Below are 17,209 nucleotides of genomic sequence, written 5' to 3'. Positions count from 1 at the left end.
CGCCCCGTCCCCCTGCTCACGCAGCCGGAGGTGCCGCCCCGACGGTGGCGGCGACGACCCGCTCCCACGGCGTCGCCGTCAGGCCGAAGGTCTCGGTCGTCGCGGCGGCGTCCATCAGGTACGGCTGGTCGAACTGGTGCCGGACGTCGACGATCTCGCGCATCATCGGCGAGACGGCGGCGACGGCCCGCAGCACCGGCCACGGGATGCCGCTCACCGGCACCGCGGGCCGGCCCGCAGCGGCGCAGAGGTCGACGATGGCCGCGCGCTGCGACCGCGGCGGGCTGCTCGGCACGTGCCACGCCCGGCCCAGCGCCCGCTCGTCGGTGCCGAGGGTGGCGAGCGTCGCCGCGACGTCGTCCAGGAAGCTCCACGAGCGCGGCGCGTCCGGGTCCCCGACCACCCAGGCCCGGCGGCCGCGGCGCACGGCGGGGAGCTGGCGGACGAGGTGCGAGTGCTCCGGGGGCACCTGGGGACCGACGAAGTCCGCCGCCCGGGCCTCGCTCATCCGGATCCGCCCGGCCTCGTGCGCGGCGAGGGCGTCGGCCCACATCCGGTTGCGCACCCGGCCCTTGGTGTCGGTGGCGGCGAGCGGGGAGTCCGGGGTCATGACGCCGTCCGGGCGGCCGTAGCCGTACAGGTTGCCCATGGTCACCAGGACGGCGCCGGTCCGTTCGGCGGCGGCGATCAGGGCGGCCGCCACGGGCGGCCAGTCGACCGGCCAGCGGGTGTAGGCGGGGTTCACCGCGTTGTAGACGGCGGCCGCGCCCCGGGCGGCCTCGGTCAGGCCTCCGGCGTCGGCGGCGTCGACCCGGCGGTGCTCGATGCCGGGCCCGGAGAGGCGCGCCGCGGGGCCACCGCTGCGCGAGAGCACCCGCACCTCGTGCCCTCGGGCGGCGAGCAGCTCCGCCGTCGTCGTCCCCACCGGCCCCTTGCCCACGATCACGTGCAGCGCCATGACGGCCTCCCGGTCAGTTCGAGAGCAGTGCTCTCGGTGTAGATCGACCGTCGCACAACCGCTCCGAGCGAGTCAAGAGCGATGCCCTCTCTTGTGTTCACCGCTCTCCACGCGCACGATGGGGCGTGCCTACCGCCCGCGAACGCGTCCGCCTCGAGATCACCGGCGAGATCGTCGAGGCCGCGCGCCGGCAGCTCGCGGAGGTGGGGGCGGCGGCGCTGTCCCTGCGGGCCGTCGCCCGGGAGCTCGGGATGGCGTCCTCCGCGGTCTACCGCTACTTCCCGAGCCGCGACGACCTGCTGACCCGCCTGATCATCGACGGCTACGACACGCTGGGTGCCGCCGCCGAGGCCGCCGACGACCCGGCCGCCCCACCGGCCGAGCGCTGGCTGGCGGTCTGCCGCGCCGTGCGGTCGTGGGCGCACGGCCACCCGCACGAGTACGCGCTCCTCTACGGCTCGCCGGTGCCCGGCTACGCGGCCCCGCCGGACACCGTCCCGGCGGCGGCGCGCGTCGGCGTCGTGCTGGGCCGCGTCCTCGGCGACGCCGCCCGGGCCGGCGCCCTGCCCGAGCCCGCCGGCGGGGGCGGCCCGGCGCTGGTCACCGCCGAGGCCGTCGCCGTCCTCGGCGGGGAGCACCCGTCGCTGGACGACGCCGCGCGGGTCCGGGCGCTGCTCGCCTGGAGCGCCGTCTACGGAACGATCAGCTTCGAGCTGTTCGGCCACCTCGTCGGCTCGCTCACCGACGGCGACCGGTACTTCGACCGCGCCATGAGCGAGCTCGCGCGGCTGATCGGACTCTGACGTGCCCTTCACCGCCAGCCACGCCGCTGCCGTCCTGCCGCTCGTGCGCACCCGACTGCCCCCCTCGGCGCTGGTGGCCGGCAGTGTCGCGCCCGACCTGCCCTACTTCCTGCCCGTCGGGCCGGACGTGCCCACGCACACCGCCGCCGCCGTGGTGGGCGTGGACCTCCTCCTCGGGCTCCTGCTGTGGGCCGGCTGGCACGGGCTGGTCGCGACCCCGGCCCTCCACACGGCTCCGCGGAGGCTGCGCGCGCGGCTGGCAGGGCGGGTCCGGCCGGGCCTGCGCCACCGACTGACCGCGGCCGGCCCGCTGGCCCTCGTCGTCGTGGCCGTCGTGGTGGGGGCGGCCACCCACGTGGTCTGGGACGAGTTCACCCACGGCGGCCGGTTCGGCACCGAGCACCTCGCCGTGCTGGCCGACAGCTGGGCCGGGCGGCCGGGGTACCGCTGGGCGCAGGACGCGAGCGGGGTGCTGGGTGCGGTCGTGCTGGCCGGCTGGCTGGTCCGCTGGTGGCGGCGGACGCCTCCGGGCCCGGTCGAGGACCGGGCAGGGCGCTGGGAGCCCGCGGCAGTGGTCGCCGCCACGGCCGTGCTGGCCGGTGTGTCCGCGCTGCCCGGGGAGGAGGATCTCCGCCTGGCCGCCATCGACGCCGCGTTCCGGGGCGGCGGGTGCGCGCTGGCCGCCGTCGTCGTCCTCTCGCTGGCCTGGCACCTGCGCGGACGCGCGACGGCCGCCCTGCGCCGACCCCGGTACTAGCCGCCCGGGCAGTCGCTGTCGCCGCCGCTGCGCTCCTGGCACACGACACCGCGCTCCGGCTGCGGGGCCTCGTCCGGATCCGCGTACCCCGCCGCCAGGGTGACGCCGAGGGCGACGACGCCCGCGACGGTCAGCGCGCAGCCGAACGCGATCGCGTGAACCCGGCGGCGGGCGCGCAGGCTGACGACCAGACCGATCGCGGGGAGGACGAGGGCCACGACCGCTGCCCAGGCGTACCGCTCCCGCGCCCGCGCCTTCTCCGCCGCCGTCGGCGCCTCGCCGAAGAACGTGAGGGTCTCGCCGAGGCCGGCCAGCAGGAGCCCCACCGGGACGAGCACCCAGGCGACCCAGAGCAGCCCGAGCAGCAGGGCCGCCAGCAGGCCGTCCGCCGCGTCGTCCGGGGCGCGCACCCCCTGCGGGGCCGGCGTCTGCTGCACCGGCCGATCCTGCACCATCCCGTACACGAACGGCGCCCCTCCCCGCCGGAGCGGAGAAGGGCGCCATTGGTGATCCCGGCCCACCTGCAGGGGGCAGGGAGTCCCTTACTCGATGACGAGGGTCGTCTCGTTCAGGCCGACCTCGGCGGCGAGGACGCGCTCGCCCTTGCCGACCTGGGCCAGCGAGCGGAGCTTCCACTCACCGGGGGCGGCGAAGAAGCGGAACTCGCCCTCGGGGCTGGTCACGACCTCGGCGGTGAACTCGTCGGTCGAGTCCAGCAGCCGGACGTAGGCGCCGGCGACCGGGGCGCCGTCGTGCCACACCTGGCCCTGGATCACGGTCTGGTTGCCGACCTCGATGAGGGTGTTGCCCTGCTTGGGTGCTGCGCACATGTCTGGTCCTCAGCTCACTTCTCGATCGGGACGCCGACGAGCGAGCCGTACTCGACCCAGCTGCCGTCGTAGTTCTTGACGTTGGACTTGCCGAGCAGCTCCTGGAGCACGAACCACGTGTGGCTGGAGCGCTCGCCGATCCGGCAGTAGGCGATGGTCGGCAGGCTGTCGTCGAAGCCCTGCTCGGCGTACAGCGCCGCGAGCTGCTCGTCGGACTTGAAGGTGCCGTCCTCGTTGGCCGCCTTGCTCCACGGGATGTTGATGGCCGAGGGCACGTGGCCGGGCCGCTGCGACTGCTCCTGCGGCAGGTGCGCCGGCGCCAGGATCTTGCCGGAGAACTCGTCGGGCGAACGGACGTCGACGAGGTTGGCCTTGCCGATCGAGGACACGACCTCGTCGCGGAAGGCGCGGATCGAGAAGTCCGGCTCGCCGGCCTTGTACTGGGTGGCCGGGCGCTCCACCGTGTCCTTGGACAGCGGGCGGCCGTCGAGCTCCCACTTCTTGCGGCCGCCGTCCATCAGCTTGACGTCGCGGTGGCCGTAGATCTTGAAGTACCAGTACGCGTAGGCGGCGAACCAGTTGTTGTTGCCGCCGTAGAGGACCACGGTGTCGTCGTTGCCGATGCCGCGCGCCGACAGCAGGGCCTCGAACCCGGCCTTGTCGATGTAGTCGCGGCGCAGCGGGTCCTGGAGGTCCTGCTTCCAGTCCACCTTGACGGCGCCCTCGAGGTGGCCGCCGTCGTAGGCGCTGGCGTCCTCGTCGACCTCGACGAGGACGATGCCGGGGTCACCGAGGTGCTCCTGGACCCAGTCCACGGTGACGAGCACGTCGTTTCGGCTCATGGGGGGTGTTCCTCCCTGTTGGGGTTGGTCGTGCGGTCAGGCGGTGCGGGCGGGCAGGGCCCGCCGGAGGAGCAGGTGCAGCTCGCAGCCCAGGCAGAAGCCCGTGGCCGCGTTGAGCAGGGCCGCCACGAGCGCGAGCCCGGTGGCGACGGCGCCCAGGACCGGCACGCCGAGCAGGTACCCGGCGGCTCCGGTCAGGGCGAAGACGAGTCCGACGAGCTGGGCGAACCGCAGCGGCGCCTCGGGCTCCCGCTCCCGGCCGGGTCGCAGCCGCGGCGCGAACAGGACCCGGAAGGCGACGGCGTACGGGGCGCGCCGCATGCCGGCGAAGGCACCGATCGCGAAGACCACCGCCTGGGCGGCGACCAGCCAGCCGGCGCCGAGGAGGAGGGCGACGGCCAGGACGGCGCTCGTGACCCACGCGGCGAAGCGGGGGCCGCGCACGTCGACGGACGGGTGCTCGGATGGCATGGCGGTACTGACTCCCGGGACGGCGGTCGGGGCGCGTCTGGGCAGGGGTTCTGCCCTCAGGGAGTCGGACACAGGCAGCTGCCGACGCGGCACAGGTCGACTGTGCGGCGCGAGGTCAGCAGGATGCCCACGCGGCGAGGGTAGCCGATCACTCCCGGGCCTCGGTGCGGGCCTCGGTGCGGGCCTCGGTGTGGGCCGCCACCACGGCGGTCAGCTCCTCCGGGCGCGGGGCCCCGCTGCTGCGCCCGATCAGCCGGCCGGTGCGGTCGAGGTAGAGCAGCGTGGGGGTGCGCCGCACGTCCAGGGCGCGAACGGCGTCCAGGTGGCTCTCGGCGTCCACGTGCACGTAGGCCAGCCCCGGCCGGGTGCGCTGCAGCTGCAGCAGGCGGGCACGGGTGGCGCGGCAGGGCGCGCAGAAGGCGGTCGAGAACTGGACGACGGTCAGGTCCGCCTCGGCCGGGTGCACACCGAGCCCGGCCAGGACCGCCGCCTCGTCCATCCCGACCTCCTGCTCGGCACCGGCCCGGCGCAGCGCACCGCTGCGAGCCCGCAGCCACCACGCGAGCGCCGCGGTTGCCAGCAGCGCGATAGCCAGCGCGGCGATGCCCGTCGTGTCCATCGTCGGCAGCAGCACCGCGGCCGCCCCGCCCATTCCCGACCGGGTCAGCCGCCACCGAGCACGGTGTCCCGCGCGCCTCCGGTGACGTGCACCCCGTCGCCCTCCGGCGTGACGCCGGTCAGCTCCAGCCCGAATGGCAGCTCGAGGGCGTAGCGCAGGTCCAGCAGGTCGCTCGCCGCGTCCACCACGGCGCCGGGCAGGTCCACCCCGGCCGCGCCGGCGTCGTCGACGTCGAGCACCAGTTCCTGCCCGTCGAGGGTGACCGTGCCCACCGCGGTGAGCGGCACCTCGTAGCCCAGCACCTCGACGGTCGTGGTCACCCGCAGCCCCGCGCCCTCGGGGACCAGCTCGGTGTCGGTCCCCAGCTCGCGGGAGAGCAGCGCGTAGGAGAGCGTCACCGTGCCGTCGATGCGCTCGACGGGGATCTCCCCGACCGCCCCGCCGAGCACGTCGGACAGCGGCACCTGCACACCGCGCAGCCGGACGTCGGCCGTGGTGCCCTCCGGCTCCCCCAGGTCGCCCGCGGACAGCCGGATGCGCACGTCCTCGTACTCGCCGCCCACCGCCTGGGTCAGGAACGGCCGGCCCTCGATCGAGACGTCGGGCGCGCCGGCCAGCCCGCCGCGCTCGGCGATCGCCTCGGCCACGCGGTCCTCCGCGACGCCGACCGCGATCCGGTCGCCGACCACGAGCAGGCCGAGGCCGACCACGAGCGCGATCAGCAGAACCCGCACGCCGGGCCTCAGAACGCCAGGCGCAGCGCCAGGGCGAAGGCGACCGGGGCGCACGCGGCGATCGGGAGGACGGCCTGCAGCACCGGTGCGGCGACCGCCCGACCGCGGACGTCGCCGGCCGAGGCGGCGACGACGTAGCTGCCGGCCAGCCCGACCAGGGCCGCCACCCCGGCCAGCACGAGCCCGACCGTGACCGACGACAGCGTGTCCCCCAGCCCGCCCGGCGCGTGCCGCAGCATCGCGACCGCGACCCCGGCCAGCAGCGCGACCAGCAGGCCCAGGACGCCGCGGTCGACGCCGGCGGCCACCTGCGGCCGGGGCAGCACGGCGTCCACCAGGTGCGCGGCGACCAGCGCCGCGCCGACGACGAGCGCGGCCGTGGCGGCGGCGCGGTTCCCGCCGGCGGCGTCGGGGAGCCGCAGCAGCACCGCGAGCCCGCAGACGGCGCAGACGAGCAGCAGCGCACCGGCCAGCGACCCCACGACGTCGCCGCGGGGCGGCCGCCGCAGCATCTGGTGCAGCACGGCGGCGGCGAAGGCGACGCCCGGCACGACCAGCAGCTCCCCGAGCTCCGGGTCCTCGGGCAGCACGAGCCGCAGGTCGGCCGCCACCGCGGCCGCCACCCCCAGCGCCACCACCCCTGGCCCGCCGCGCACCCCGGTCGCCGGCACCCAGGCCGCGACCAGCGCCGCCTGGAGCACGACGACGGCCACCAGCGTGCCGTGCTCGGCAACCTGATCGGGGAGCAGCACGAGGAGGGCGGTGCCCACGGCGGCCACGAGCGCCGCCGGCAGGTGCTGCACGCGGGCCCACCCCTCGACGGAGGGCGCGGCGGCGGTCACGGGGCCTCCTCGCTGGCGGTCGTCGGCCGCGCGACGGCGGCGGTGCTGGGTCCCCGGGGGAACCCGTCGGTGACCCGATCGTCGCAGACCGCAGGCGCCCGATCCGCTCGCCGAGCGGAAGGGCGGCGCCGCGCTCGGCGTGTCCGGGGCCGGCCGCCGTCCGCGGTCGCCGCCTCCTCCGCACCGCTCCCGGTGAGGGCTCGCCCGCGCCCTCTCCGCGGCGGGCCACCGCTTCCGGCGGTCCGTCGGTTATCCTCCGGTTTCACCCGACAGCGCTGTCGTGGCCCCCGGATGCACCGCCATCCCAGGCTCCGTGAGGAGACGACATGCGACTCGTGCTCATGACCGCAGCGCGCCAGGCGACGACCGAGGTGCTGCCCGCGCTCGGGCTGCTCGGCCACCAGGTGCGCGTGGTGGCTCCGGAGCTGTCCAGCCTGCTCGACGGCGACTCCGGTGACGTGGTCCTCGTGGACGCCCGGCACGACCTCATCCAGGCGCGGACGCTGTGCGGCCTGCTGTCGTCCACCGGTGTGGCGTCGGCGCTCGTCGCCGTCCTCGCCGAGGGCGGCCTGGTGGCCCTGTCGGCCGACTGGGGCGTCGACGACGTCCTGCTCGACACCGCCGGGCCGGCCGAGGTCGACGCCCGCCTGAAGTGGGCGACCGCGCGGCGGCTGGCCGCGGCGACGCCCGCGGACGGCGCCGACGGCGGCGTCACCCAGGCCGGCGAGCTGGTCATCGACGAGCACAGCTACTCGGCCAAGCTGCGCGGGCGCCCGCTGGACCTGACCTACAAGGAGTTCGAGCTCCTCAAGTACCTGGCCCAGCACCCGGGCCGGGTGTTCTCCCGCGCGCAGCTGCTGCAGGAGATCTGGGGCTACGACTACTTCGGCGGCACGCGCACCGTCGACGTCCACGTCCGCCGGCTGCGGGCCAAGCTCGGCATCGAGCACGAGGCGCTCATCGGCACGGTGCGCAACGTCGGCTACAAGCTCGACCAGCAGGTCGCCGACGCCACCGCCGCGGCGGCCCGTGCCGACACCGCCGAGGCCCCGGCCGCCGACCGGACCACCGCTCCCCTCCGCTGAGGCCGCGCTGACCGTCGATCCGTTCGCCGTCCGGGACGTCCCCCGGCTGGAGGCCGCCCAGGTCGAGGCCGTGCTGGCGCTGCTGCGCGCCGCCACGGCGGCCGACGGCGTGCGGCCGCTCTCCGAGGACGCCGAGCTGCGCCTGCAGCACGGCGGCGGCGCGGGCGGGCGGGACGTGCTCGTCGAGATCGGGGACGCCGTCGTCGGCTACGCCCGCTTCGAGGGCGGCGACCCCGGCGACACCGACGACACCGACGACGCCGAGGGCGAGCTCGTGGTGCACCCGGACGCGCGGCGCCGCGGCGTCGGGCGGGTGCTGCTCGCCCGGCTCGAGGAGCTGGCCGGGCACCGCCCGCTGCGGGTCTGGGCGCACGGCGACCTGCCCGGCTCGGCCGAGCTCGCCGCCGCCGGCGGGTACGACCGCGCGCGGGTGCTCCTCCAGATGCGACGCGACCTCGCCGGCGTCGACCCCGATCCGCGGCCGTCGCTGCCCGACGGCGTGCGGGTGCTCCCGTTCGTCCCGGGCCGGGACGAGCAGGCGTGGCTGGGGGTCAACGCCCGCGCGTTCGCCGCGCACCCCGAGCAGGGCGGCTGGACGGCGGCCGACCTCGCGCTGCGCGAGGCCGAGCCCTGGTTCGACGCGGCCGGGTTCCTCCTGGCCTGGCGCGGTGACCCGGGCGCCGACGGGGAGCTGCTGGGCTCCCACTGGACCAAGGTCCACCCACCCGGGGACGCCGGCGACGAGGCCATCGGCGAGGTCTACGTGCTGGGCATCGCCCCCTCGGCCCAGGGCACCGGCCTGGGCCGGGCGCTGACCGACCTGGGGCTGGCCCACCTGCGCGGTCGCGGGCTGCGCGAGGTGCTGCTCTACGTCGAGGCCGACAACGTGCCCGCCGTGACGCTGTACGAGAAGCGGGGCTTCACCCGCTTCTCCGTCGACGTCTCCTGGCGGCGCGCGCACTGACCCCGGCCGCCCCCGGCCAACCGTCCGTTCCTGCCGCATCCCGGCGTCCCGCGCCACCGGACGCGCGGTCGTTCACCGCCTGGACGTGAGCTGCTTCTCACCCGGTCGGCAAGACCTCCGATCGCGTTCACCTCGCGTTCACCGATCGACCCGGATGCGGCCACCTCGGCTCCCTAGCGTTCCTCTTCGTTGGATCAGCGCTGCCCGGCAACGAGGTCCGGGCACCCTTCGAAAGGCACTGACTTGAAGCTGCGCAGCAGCACGCGCGCCCTCACGATCTCCGCCGCACTCGCCGCCACCCTGGCGCTCGCGGCGTGCGGAGCCTCCAACGAGTCCGACGACTCCAACTCCGGCTCCGACGGCGGTGGCGACACCCAGGAGCTGAGCGGCGAGCTCGTCGGCGCGGGCGCCAGCAGCCAGCAGGCCGCCATGGAGGCCTGGCAGGCGGGCTTCGAGGGCGAGTACCCGGGTGTGCGGTTCAGCTACGACCCCGCCGGCTCCGGCGCCGGGCGCGAGCAGTTCATCGCGGGCTCCACGGCCTTCGCCGGCTCGGACGCCGCCCTGGACGACGAGGAGCTGGCCCAGGCGCAGGAGCGGTGCGCCGGCGGCGAGGTCTTCGAGCTGCCCAACTACATCTCGCCGATCGCCGTGATCTTCAACCTCGAGGGGGTCGACGAGCTCGACCTGTCGCCGGCCACCATCGCGGGCATCTTCACCGGCGCGATCACGTCGTGGGACGACCCGGCCATCGCCGCGGACAACCCGGACGCCACGCTGCCCGGCACCGCCATCACCCCGGTCCACCGCGCCGACGACTCGGGCACCACCGACAACTTCACGGACTACCTGTTCCAGGCGGCCGGGGACGTGTGGACCTCCGAGCCCGACGGCGAGTGGCCGCTGCCGGGTGGCGAGGCCGCGAACCAGACCTCGGGCATGGTCGAGGTCGTGGGCAGCGTCGACGGTGCCATCGGGTACGCGGACGCCAGCCGCGCCGGGGACCTGGGCGTGGCGAACGTCGCCGTCGGCGAGAGCTTCGCCGCCCCCACCCCCGAGGCCGCCGCGGCGGTGGTCGAGAACTCGCCGGCGGTCGAGGGGCGCGGTGAGTACGACTTCGCCATCGAGCTCAACCGGCTGACCGAGAGCGCCGACGAGTACCCGATCGTCCTGGTGAGCTACCACCTCGGCTGCATCACCTACGACGACCAGGAGACGGCCGACAACGTGGCCGCGTTCATGGGCTACGTGATCAGCGAGGACGGTCAGGCTGCCGCCGCCGAGAACGCCGGCAACGCCGAGATCTCCGACGCCCTGCGCGAGCAGGCGCAGACCGCGGTCGACGCCATCACCGCCGGCTGAGATCCGCCCACCGCGGTGGCCCGGGACGTCCGACCGGCGTCCCGGGCCGCCGCACCGCCCGGACCCGGGCACCCGCACCCACGAACGACCCCCACGGAGCAGCGGTGACCGTCACGAAGGCCCCGACCGAACCCCCGGCGCAGCAGCGGACGATCCGCCGGCCGGGTGACCGGATCTTCGCCGGCGCCGCCCGCGGCTCCGGCATCTTCATCCTGCTCGTGCTGGCCGGTGTCGCCGCCTTCCTCATCAGCGAGGCGATCCCGGCCTTCACCGCGTCCTCCGAGGAGATCCCCGGCGGAGAGGGCCTCGGCGACTACGTCTGGCCCCTGATCGCCGGCACCCTCCTCGGCGCCGTGATCGCACTGCTGGTCGCCACCCCGCTCGCGGTCGGCATCGCGCTCTACGTGACCTACTACGCCCCGCGGCGGATCGCGACGGCGCTGGGCTACGTGATCGACCTCCTCGCCGCCATCCCCAGCGTCGTCTACGGCTTCTGGGGCCTCGCCGTCCTCGCCAAGCAGCTCGTCCCGTTCCACGAGTGGCTGGACGACACGCTGGGGTTCATCCCGTTCTTCGCGGGGCCGGCGTCGACGACCGGCCGCACCATGCTGACCGTCGGCCTGGTGCTGGCGGTGATGATCCTGCCGATCATCTCCGCCATCGCCCGCGAGGTGTTCGGCCAGGCGCCGGCGCTGCACCGCGAGGCCGCGCTCGCCCTGGGCGCCACCCGCTGGGAGATGATCCGGATGGCGGTGCTGCCCTACGGCAAGTCGGGCGTGATCGCCGGCGCGATGCTCGGCCTCGGCCGGGCGCTCGGCGAGACCATGGCGGTGGCCATCATCCTGTCCGGCGGAGCGGGCGCCACGCTCAACGTGATCAGCAACTCCAGCCCCTCGACGATCGCGTCCAACATCGCGCTGAGGTTCCCCGAGGCCACCGGGCTCGGGGTCAACACGCTGATCGCCAGCGGCCTCGTGCTCTTCGTCATCACCCTCGCGGTCAACATGCTCGCCCGCTGGGTCGTCAACCGGCGCGCCGACTTCTCCGGAGCCAACTGATGAGCACCGACACCCAGGCCGCGCCGCCGGCCGCCACGCCGCAGGAGGGCCCGGTCAGGGTCCAGCGCAAGCTCCCGCGGTACGCCCCCTTCGGCCTCTTCGCGGGCGGTGTCGCCGTCGGCGCCGCGCTCTCGGCGCTCACCGGCTTCAGCGTCATCTCCACCGTGGTCTACGGCGTCGTCCTGGGCACCGTGGCGGTCTACGCCGCCTCCCGCGCCGTGGAGGGGCGCCGCAAGGCGACCGACCGGCTGGTCACCAGCCTGGTGACCACCGCGTTCGGCATCGCGATGGTCCCGCTGGTCTCGCTGGTCTGGACCGTGCTGGACAACGGCCTGGCCCGCTTCGACGGGCAGTTCTTCAGCAACTCGATGTACCGGGTCGTGGGCGAGGGCGGCGGCGCCTACCACGCCGTCCTGGGCACGCTGATCATCACCGCGCTGGCCACGGCCATCTCCGTGCCGATCGGGCTCATGGCCGCCATCTACCTCGTGGAGTACGGCACCGGGCGGCTGAAGAAGGCGATCACGTTCTTCGTCGACGTCATGACCGGCATCCCGTCGATCGTGGCCGGCCTCTTCGCGTTCGCGCTGTTCACCCTGCTGTTCGGCAACGACTTCCGCGCGGGTGTCATGGGCGCGGTCGCCCTCTCCGTGCTGATGATCCCGGTCGTCGTCCGCTCCTGCGAGGAGGTCCTCAAGCTCGTGCCGAACGAGCTGCGCGAGGCCAGCTACGCCCTGGGCGTGCCGAAGTGGCGCACCGTCATGAAGGTCGTCCTCCCGACCGCCGTCGCGGGCCTGGGCACCGGCATCACGCTGGCCGTCGCCCGCGTGGTCGGCGAGACCGCGCCGCTGCTCATCACCGTCGGCCTGATCACCGGCACGAACCTCAACCCGTTCGACGGCCGCATGGCGACCCTGCCGGTGTTCGCCTACTACCAGCTGACCCAGCCCGGCGTGAACGAGCAGGCGTTCCTCGACCGGGCCTGGACGGCGGCGCTCCTGCTCATCATCCTGGTCATGGCGCTCAACGTCGTCGCCCGCCTGATCAGCCGCTTCTTCGCCCCCACGACCGGTCGCTGACCGACTCGGCACCGATCGACTGACCCGGAGGACACGCACGTGGCCAAGCGCATCGAGGTCTCGGACCTCAACATCTACTACGGCAACTTCCTGGCCGTGGAGGGCGTCAACGTCTCCATCGAGCCGCGCAGCATCACCGCGCTGATCGGCCCCTCGGGCTGTGGCAAGTCCACGTTCCTGCGCTCGATCAACCGGATGCACGAGGTGCTGCCCGGCGCGCGCGTGGAGGGCAAGGTCGTCATGGACGGCCAGGACCTCTACGGCAGCGACGTCGACCCCGTCGACGTCCGCCGGCAGATCGGGATGGTCTTCCAGCGGCCCAACCCGTTCCCGACCATGTCGATCTACGACAACGTCATCGCCGGCAACCGCCTGAACAACAAGCGGATGAAGCGCGCCGAGACCGACGAGCTGGTCGAGCGGTCGCTGCGCGGCGCGAACCTGTGGAACGAGGTCAAGGACCGGCTCGACCGCCCCGGCTCCGGCCTGTCCGGCGGCCAGCAGCAGCGGCTGTGCATCGCCCGCGCCATCGCCGTCGAGCCCGACGTCCTCCTCATGGACGAGCCCTGCTCGGCGCTGGACCCGATCTCCACGCTCGCCATCGAGGACCTGATGACCGAGCTCAAGGAACGGTTCACGATCGTCATCGTCACGCACAACATGCAGCAGGCCGCCCGCGTGAGCGAGCAGACCGGCTTCTTCAACCTCAACGGCGTCGGGCAGCCCGGCCGGCTGATCGAGTTCAACCCGACCGAGAAGATCTTCAGCAACCCCGACGAGAAGGCGACCGAGGACTACATCTCCGGCCGCTTCGGCTGACCGGTCCGCCGCCCGGCACCCGGGGAGTCGCCGTCAGCACCGGACCCGGCCTGGTCCGCCGGCTCGGCACCGCCGACGCGGTGCTGATCGGCCTGGGGTCGATGATCGGCGCGGGCGTGTTCGCCGCGTTCACCCCCGCCGCGGCAGCCGCCGGTGCGGGCCTGCTGATCGGCCTGGCGATCGCGGCGGTGGTGGCCTACTGCAACGCGATGGCCTCGGCGCAGCTGGCCGCGCAGTACCCGACCTCCGGTGGCACCTACGTCTACGGGCGGGAGCGGCTGGGCGAGTGGTGGGGCTTCCTGGCCGGCTGGGGATTCGTGGTCGGCAAGACCGCGAGCTGCGCGGCGATGGCACTCACGTTCGCCGCCTACGCGGCGCCGGCGGGCTGGCAGAAGCCGGTGGCGGTGGCCGCGGTGCTCACGGTGACGGCGGTCAACTACCGCGGCGTCACGCGCACCGCCGGACTCACCCGGATCGTCGTGGCCGTCGTCCTCGCCGCGCTGGCCGTCTCGGTCGCGGCCGTGCTGCTGGGGGGCGGGGCGAGCGCCGAGGGCCTGCGCCCGGACCCGTCGGCCGAGGGCGGGTGGTACGGGGTGCTGCAGTCGGCGGGCCTGCTGTTCTTCGCGTTCGCGGGCTACGCCCGCATCGCCACGATGGGCGAGGAGGTCCGCGACCCCGAGCGCACCATCCCCCGGGCGATCGGGCTCGCGCTGGGCGGCGCGCTCGTCGTCTACGCGTCGGTCGCGGTGGTCCTGCTCGCCGCGCTCGGCCCCGACGGCGTCGCCGCCACCCCGACGCCGCTGGCCGACGCCGTGGAGCGCGGATCGTGGGCATGGGTCTCGCCCGCGGTCGGTGTCGGGGCGGCCGCCGCCTCGCTCGGGGCGCTGCTGGCACTCGTCGCCGGCATCGGGCGCACCGGCCTGGCCATGGCGCGACAGGCCGACCTGCCGCGGTTCCTCGCCGCCGTGCACCCGCGCTTCCGCGTCCCCCATCGCGTCGAGGTGACCGTCGCGGTCGCCGTCTGCGCGCTGCTGCTGGTGGCGGACCTGCGCGACGCGATCGGGTTCTCCTCGTTCGGCGTCCTGCTCTACTACCTCGTCGCGAACGTCGCGGCGTTCACGCAGCACGCGGAGCATCGCCGGCGCCCGCGGTGGCTGCAGGTCCTCGGCGCGGCGGGCTGCCTGGCGCTGGTGGCCACGCTGCCGTGGACGGCGGTCGTCGCGGGCCTCGCGGTGTTCGCCGTCGGCGTGGCCTACCGGGTGGGCCGGCTGCGGCTCGCGCGCTGAGATCCGGTCCTGCCGGTCAGCCGCAGCCGACCGTCGCCGAGGCGGTCCGCGGCTCCGCCGCGAGCACCTCCGAGGCCGGCTCCGCCGACGCGTCGGGGGCGCCGGACGGGGCGCTGGACGGCGGAGCGGGGGGCGGCACCGGGACGACGGTGGTGTAGTCCGGGCCGAGGACGAGCCGGACGGTGTCCCCGAGGGCATCGCTGGGCTCGAGCACCGCGCCCGGCACCGCGGCGGCCACCGTCCGGGCCTGGGCCGCGACGCCGGGCCCGTGGCGCACGACCGTCCGGTCCACCCCGCCGGGCTCGTTGCCGACCGCGCCGACGACGAAGCCCTGCTGGCGCAGCGCCTCCGCGACGGTGCTCGCCAGCCCGGCCGTGGCGGTGCCGTTGCGGACCTCGACCGACACCTCGGACGCGAGCACGGTCGCGGGCGGCTCGGGGGCGGTTGCCGGCTCCTCCGCGGGCTCCGGCGCGGGCGCCTCGTCGGCGGGTTCCGGGGCCGGGACGGCCTCCTCGAGCTGGGCCCCCGGCGGCAGGACGCCGTCCTCGATCACCGACTCGAACAGCAGGCGCGTCGCCGGCCGGTCCAGCAGCACGTACCCCTGCTCGGCGCCGGCGGGCACGTAGCCCACCTGGGCCACCGGGAGGGCCGCGCGCTGCACGGCGTCGCCGGACAGGTCGCCGAGCGTTCCGGCCAGGGTGCGCAGGTCCCCGAGGTTGGTCGACTCGTCGACGGTGAGCGCGTCGGCGGTGCTGGTCAGGAACGAGGTGAGCCGGACCGGGTTGCCGAGCACGCCCCACGACATGGCCTGCCGCAGCGTCGACGTGAGCACCACCTGCGCGCGCTCGGCGACCGCGGTCCCCCCGGCGTCGGCGGCGGGGTCCCCGGGGCGCAGCCAGCCGGCCGCCCGCTCGCCGTCGAGGTGGGAGGCCCCGGCCGGCAGCGGGTCGGCCGCCGCGGCCCAGGCCCCGGTGACCGTCGGGAGGCACACGGGGATGCCGTCGAGCGCGTCCACCATGTCCGGCAGCCGGGCCAGGTCGACGCCGAGGTAGTGGTCGACCCGCAGGCCGGACAGCTGCTGCACGGCCCGCACCATGCAGGCGGGCCCGCCCTCGAGCAGCGAGTCGCCGAACGCCTCGGTGACCGGCTCCCGGACGTCGCCGTCGGCCGCCCGGCAGGCCGGGGTGTCGACCAGCGCCGTCGGCGGCAGGCTGACCAGCACGGCCGACTCCTCGTCCGGCGCGACCCGGGCCAGCAGGGCGGCGACGCCATCGGGCCCCTCGGCTCCCGGCAGGCCGGTCCCGACGACCAGGTAGGTCGCCGCGCCCTCCTGCAGCTGCGGGGCGACGATCTCCGGCCCGTCGAGGGCGAGCGCGTCGACCCGCTCGATGCTGTTGTCGACGTAGACGTAGAGCCCCAGGTGGTAGGCCAGCACGAGGGCGACGAGCGCCGCAGCGCCCTGCGCGAGCCGGACCATCCGTCGTCGACCGGGGCTGCGCGCGGCGCGGCGGGCGGCGCGGCTCTCCTTGCGCGGCGGCCGGGGCGCAACCGTCGCCCCGGAGCGGCCGGGGGCGTCGAGCCCGGGGATCGGCGGCAGCGGCCTGCCCGGACGGGCCGGCGACTGCCCGCCGGGACCACCACCGGGCAGCGGCGGGACCGGCTGGCTGAACCGGACGCCGGGCGGCGGGACGGGGCCGCCGCGGTGCCCCCCCGCCGGCGCACCCGCGGGCGGCGGGGCGATCGGACGGATGCCGCCGACGTCCGCGACGGGTCCGGGAGCGGCCGGGACCGGCGGCACGGCCGGCCGCGGGAGAGCGGACGGTGGCGAGCTTGGTTGCCGGAGGGCGGCCGCCTGGAGGACGGCGGCCGGCACCGGGCGCACGGACGGCGACGCGGGGGCCAAGGGCGCCGAGCGCGGCGGCCCCGCAGCGGCCGGCGGAACGGGAGGGAACCCGCGAACGGGCGGCGGGGTGTCCGCGGCCCCGCGGGCGGGCGGGCGGCCGGGGGACGGCGGGACCGCGGGCCGGGGGCCGCGGTGGGCGGGCAGCGACTCACCGGGCAGCAGCGGGATCGGAACCTCACCGGTGCGGCGGGCCGCACGGCGGCCGCTCGGGCCGGAGCCCCGGCGGGCGATCAGCTGCTCGAGGGTCAGCGGCTCGCTGTCCCGGCCGACCGCACCGTCGCCGGCACCGCCGCCCTCAGCTCGCGAGTCCCCCACCGCGTCGACATCCCATCGTCGTGGTCCGTGCCGGCCCCCGTACCCGCGCGCGCACGAGCACTCCGCACACGCTTCGTGGGCGGCTCCTCACGATACGTCCGATCGGGGCGCCGGACGGGTGACGCGCGGAGATCGCCCGGCGGCGAATCGGTCACGGCCGTAGCGTCGGGCCGTGCGCCTCCCCTCCATCCCCGGCCCCTCCGACGTCCTGGCAGCGGTGGACGGTCTCCGCGAGGGACTGTCGGAGGCGGTCGCGCTCGTGCCGCGGGTGGTGACCGCGGTGGGCCGGATCGAGGGGCTCCTGGACCGGGTGTCGGGCGTCGTCTCGTCCGTCGAGGGCCTGCTGGCCCGGGCCGACGGCGCCATCAGCGCCGTCGGCGACACCCAACGCAAAGCCGACGAAGCCATCAGCGCCGTCAGCGACACCCAACGCAAAGCCGACGCCGCCATCGACGCCGTCAGCGACACCCAACGCAAAGCCGACG

Annotated in this window: 18 protein-coding genes and 1 pseudogene; 10 read left to right on the top strand and 9 right to left on the bottom strand. The window is 75.5% G+C overall.

What is annotated here, in order from left to right; genetic code table 11:
* Positions 1-16: 16 nt before the first annotated feature.
* Entirely contained in the window at positions 17-958 is a 942-nt protein-coding gene (locus tag BMY88_RS05265; RefSeq protein ID WP_091940949.1) for an NAD(P)H-binding protein, read from the bottom strand.
* Between the two features lie 125 nt (positions 959-1,083).
* Here BMY88_RS05265 and BMY88_RS05260 point away from each other — a divergent pair, with 125 nt between their 5' ends.
* Positions 1,084-1,761: a TetR/AcrR family transcriptional regulator gene (locus BMY88_RS05260; RefSeq protein ID WP_091940947.1), complete on the top strand. Its 678-nt coding sequence runs from the start codon at positions 1,084-1,086 to the stop codon at positions 1,759-1,761.
* Position 1,762: 1 nt separating this feature from the next.
* Positions 1,763-2,518: a DUF4184 family protein gene (locus tag BMY88_RS05255; protein WP_091940945.1), complete on the top strand. Its 756-nt coding sequence runs from the start codon at positions 1,763-1,765 to the stop codon at positions 2,516-2,518.
* On the opposite strand, the gene BMY88_RS05250 is transcribed toward BMY88_RS05255, so the two are convergent.
* The 7 genes from BMY88_RS05250 to BMY88_RS23715 form a co-directional block, all read right to left on the bottom strand.
* The gene (locus BMY88_RS05250; RefSeq protein WP_139220408.1) at positions 2,515-2,955 is read right to left on the bottom strand and encodes a hypothetical protein; all 441 of its coding nucleotides are present in this window, start codon (positions 2,953-2,955) and stop codon (positions 2,515-2,517) included. The two genes, BMY88_RS05255 and BMY88_RS05250, sit on opposite strands and share 4 nt — an antisense overlap.
* Before the next feature lie 105 nt (positions 2,956-3,060).
* Complete coding sequence (locus BMY88_RS05245; RefSeq protein WP_091940941.1) at positions 3,061-3,348, bottom strand: DUF1416 domain-containing protein; 288 nt, start codon at positions 3,346-3,348, stop codon at positions 3,061-3,063.
* Positions 3,349-3,362: 14 nt separating this feature from the next.
* Positions 3,363-4,190 (bottom strand): sulfurtransferase, encoded by an 828-nt coding sequence (locus tag BMY88_RS05240; RefSeq protein WP_091940939.1) that lies wholly within the window; start codon positions 4,188-4,190, stop codon positions 3,363-3,365.
* Positions 4,191-4,226: 36 nt separating this feature from the next.
* Entirely contained in the window at positions 4,227-4,661 is a 435-nt protein-coding gene (locus BMY88_RS05235) for a DUF4395 domain-containing protein (protein ID WP_091940937.1), read from the bottom strand.
* A 148-nt stretch (positions 4,662-4,809) separates the two neighbouring features.
* The gene (locus tag BMY88_RS05230; RefSeq protein ID WP_244524462.1) at positions 4,810-5,313 is read right to left on the bottom strand and encodes a TlpA family protein disulfide reductase; all 504 of its coding nucleotides are present in this window, start codon (positions 5,311-5,313) and stop codon (positions 4,810-4,812) included.
* Positions 5,314-5,324: 11 nt separating this feature from the next.
* Entirely contained in the window at positions 5,325-6,014 is a 690-nt protein-coding gene (locus tag BMY88_RS05225) for an LmeA family phospholipid-binding protein (RefSeq protein ID WP_091940935.1), read from the bottom strand.
* Between the two features lie 8 nt (positions 6,015-6,022).
* Positions 6,023-6,856, bottom strand: coding sequence for a hypothetical protein (locus tag BMY88_RS23715; protein ID WP_091940933.1), 834 nt, complete (start codon positions 6,854-6,856; stop codon positions 6,023-6,025).
* 326 nt (positions 6,857-7,182) lie between these two features.
* Between BMY88_RS23715 and BMY88_RS05215 the strand changes: the two genes are divergently transcribed.
* The 7 genes from BMY88_RS05215 (at position 7,183) to BMY88_RS05185 (ending at position 14,506) form a co-directional block, all read left to right on the top strand.
* Positions 7,183-7,941, top strand: coding sequence for a winged helix-turn-helix transcriptional regulator (locus tag BMY88_RS05215; protein WP_091940931.1), 759 nt, complete (start codon positions 7,183-7,185; stop codon positions 7,939-7,941).
* Positions 7,886-8,905: a mycothiol synthase gene (gene mshD / locus BMY88_RS05210; protein WP_244524461.1), complete on the top strand. Its 1,020-nt coding sequence runs from the start codon at positions 7,886-7,888 to the stop codon at positions 8,903-8,905. The genes BMY88_RS05215 and mshD overlap by 56 nt, the downstream gene beginning before the upstream one ends.
* A 243-nt stretch (positions 8,906-9,148) precedes the next feature.
* Positions 9,149-10,264, top strand: a complete 1,116-nt coding sequence (gene pstS / locus BMY88_RS05205; protein ID WP_091940929.1) for a phosphate ABC transporter substrate-binding protein PstS — start codon at positions 9,149-9,151, stop codon at positions 10,262-10,264.
* A gap of 104 nt (positions 10,265-10,368) precedes the next feature.
* Positions 10,369-11,322 (top strand): phosphate ABC transporter permease subunit PstC, encoded by a 954-nt coding sequence (gene pstC, locus BMY88_RS05200; protein ID WP_091940927.1) that lies wholly within the window; start codon positions 10,369-10,371, stop codon positions 11,320-11,322.
* Complete coding sequence (gene pstA / locus BMY88_RS05195) at positions 11,322-12,401, top strand: phosphate ABC transporter permease PstA (protein WP_091940925.1); 1,080 nt, start codon at positions 11,322-11,324, stop codon at positions 12,399-12,401. Before pstC ends, pstA begins: the two co-directional genes overlap by 1 nt.
* Positions 12,402-12,440: 39 nt before the next feature.
* Positions 12,441-13,220, top strand: a complete 780-nt coding sequence (gene pstB, locus BMY88_RS05190) for a phosphate ABC transporter ATP-binding protein PstB (protein ID WP_091940923.1) — start codon at positions 12,441-12,443, stop codon at positions 13,218-13,220.
* A complete protein-coding gene (locus BMY88_RS05185; RefSeq protein ID WP_280138699.1) occupies positions 13,217-14,506 on the top strand; it encodes an APC family permease in 1,290 nt (429 codons plus the stop codon). Before pstB ends, BMY88_RS05185 begins: the two co-directional genes overlap by 4 nt.
* Positions 14,507-14,522: 16 nt before the next feature.
* Here BMY88_RS05185 and BMY88_RS05180 read toward each other — a convergent pair whose 3' ends face one another.
* Positions 14,523-15,983, bottom strand: coding sequence for an LCP family protein (locus BMY88_RS05180; RefSeq protein WP_244524459.1), 1,461 nt, complete (start codon positions 15,981-15,983; stop codon positions 14,523-14,525).
* A 913-nt stretch (positions 15,984-16,896) separates the two neighbouring features.
* On the opposite strand from BMY88_RS05180, the pseudogene BMY88_RS05175 reads away from it, so the two are divergent.
* Positions 16,897-17,209: pseudogene (locus BMY88_RS05175) on the top strand (hypothetical protein); the annotation flags it as partial.

Origin of the sequence: Trujillonella endophytica, from assembly GCF_900110555.1 — a bacterium.
Taxonomy (GTDB): domain Bacteria; phylum Actinomycetota; class Actinomycetes; order Mycobacteriales; family Geodermatophilaceae; genus Trujillonella; species Trujillonella endophytica.
The sequence above is the reverse complement of the archived record's forward strand: the minus strand, read 5'-3'. Positions and strand labels throughout refer to the sequence as shown.

What these genes read in the sequence shown, in the direction of transcription:
- pstA (WP_091940925.1), top strand. Translation starts at nt 11,322, where the DNA reads ATGAGCACCGACACCCAGGCCGCGCCGCCGGCCGCCACGCCGCAGGAG.
- BMY88_RS05230 (WP_244524462.1), bottom strand. Translation starts at nt 5,313, where the DNA reads ATGGGCGGGGCGGCCGCGGTGCTGCTGCCGACGATGGACACGACGGGC.
- BMY88_RS05235 (WP_091940937.1), bottom strand. Translation starts at nt 4,661, where the DNA reads ATGCCATCCGAGCACCCGTCCGTCGACGTGCGCGGCCCCCGCTTCGCC.
- BMY88_RS05265 (WP_091940949.1), bottom strand. Translation starts at nt 958, where the DNA reads ATGGCGCTGCACGTGATCGTGGGCAAGGGGCCGGTGGGGACGACGACG.
- BMY88_RS05240 (WP_091940939.1), bottom strand. Translation starts at nt 4,190, where the DNA reads ATGAGCCGAAACGACGTGCTCGTCACCGTGGACTGGGTCCAGGAGCAC.
- BMY88_RS05245 (WP_091940941.1), bottom strand. Translation starts at nt 3,348, where the DNA reads ATGTGCGCAGCACCCAAGCAGGGCAACACCCTCATCGAGGTCGGCAAC.
- BMY88_RS05180 (WP_244524459.1), bottom strand. Translation starts at nt 15,983, where the DNA reads ATGGTCCGGCTCGCGCAGGGCGCTGCGGCGCTCGTCGCCCTCGTGCTG.
- BMY88_RS05215 (WP_091940931.1), top strand. Translation starts at nt 7,183, where the DNA reads ATGCGACTCGTGCTCATGACCGCAGCGCGCCAGGCGACGACCGAGGTG.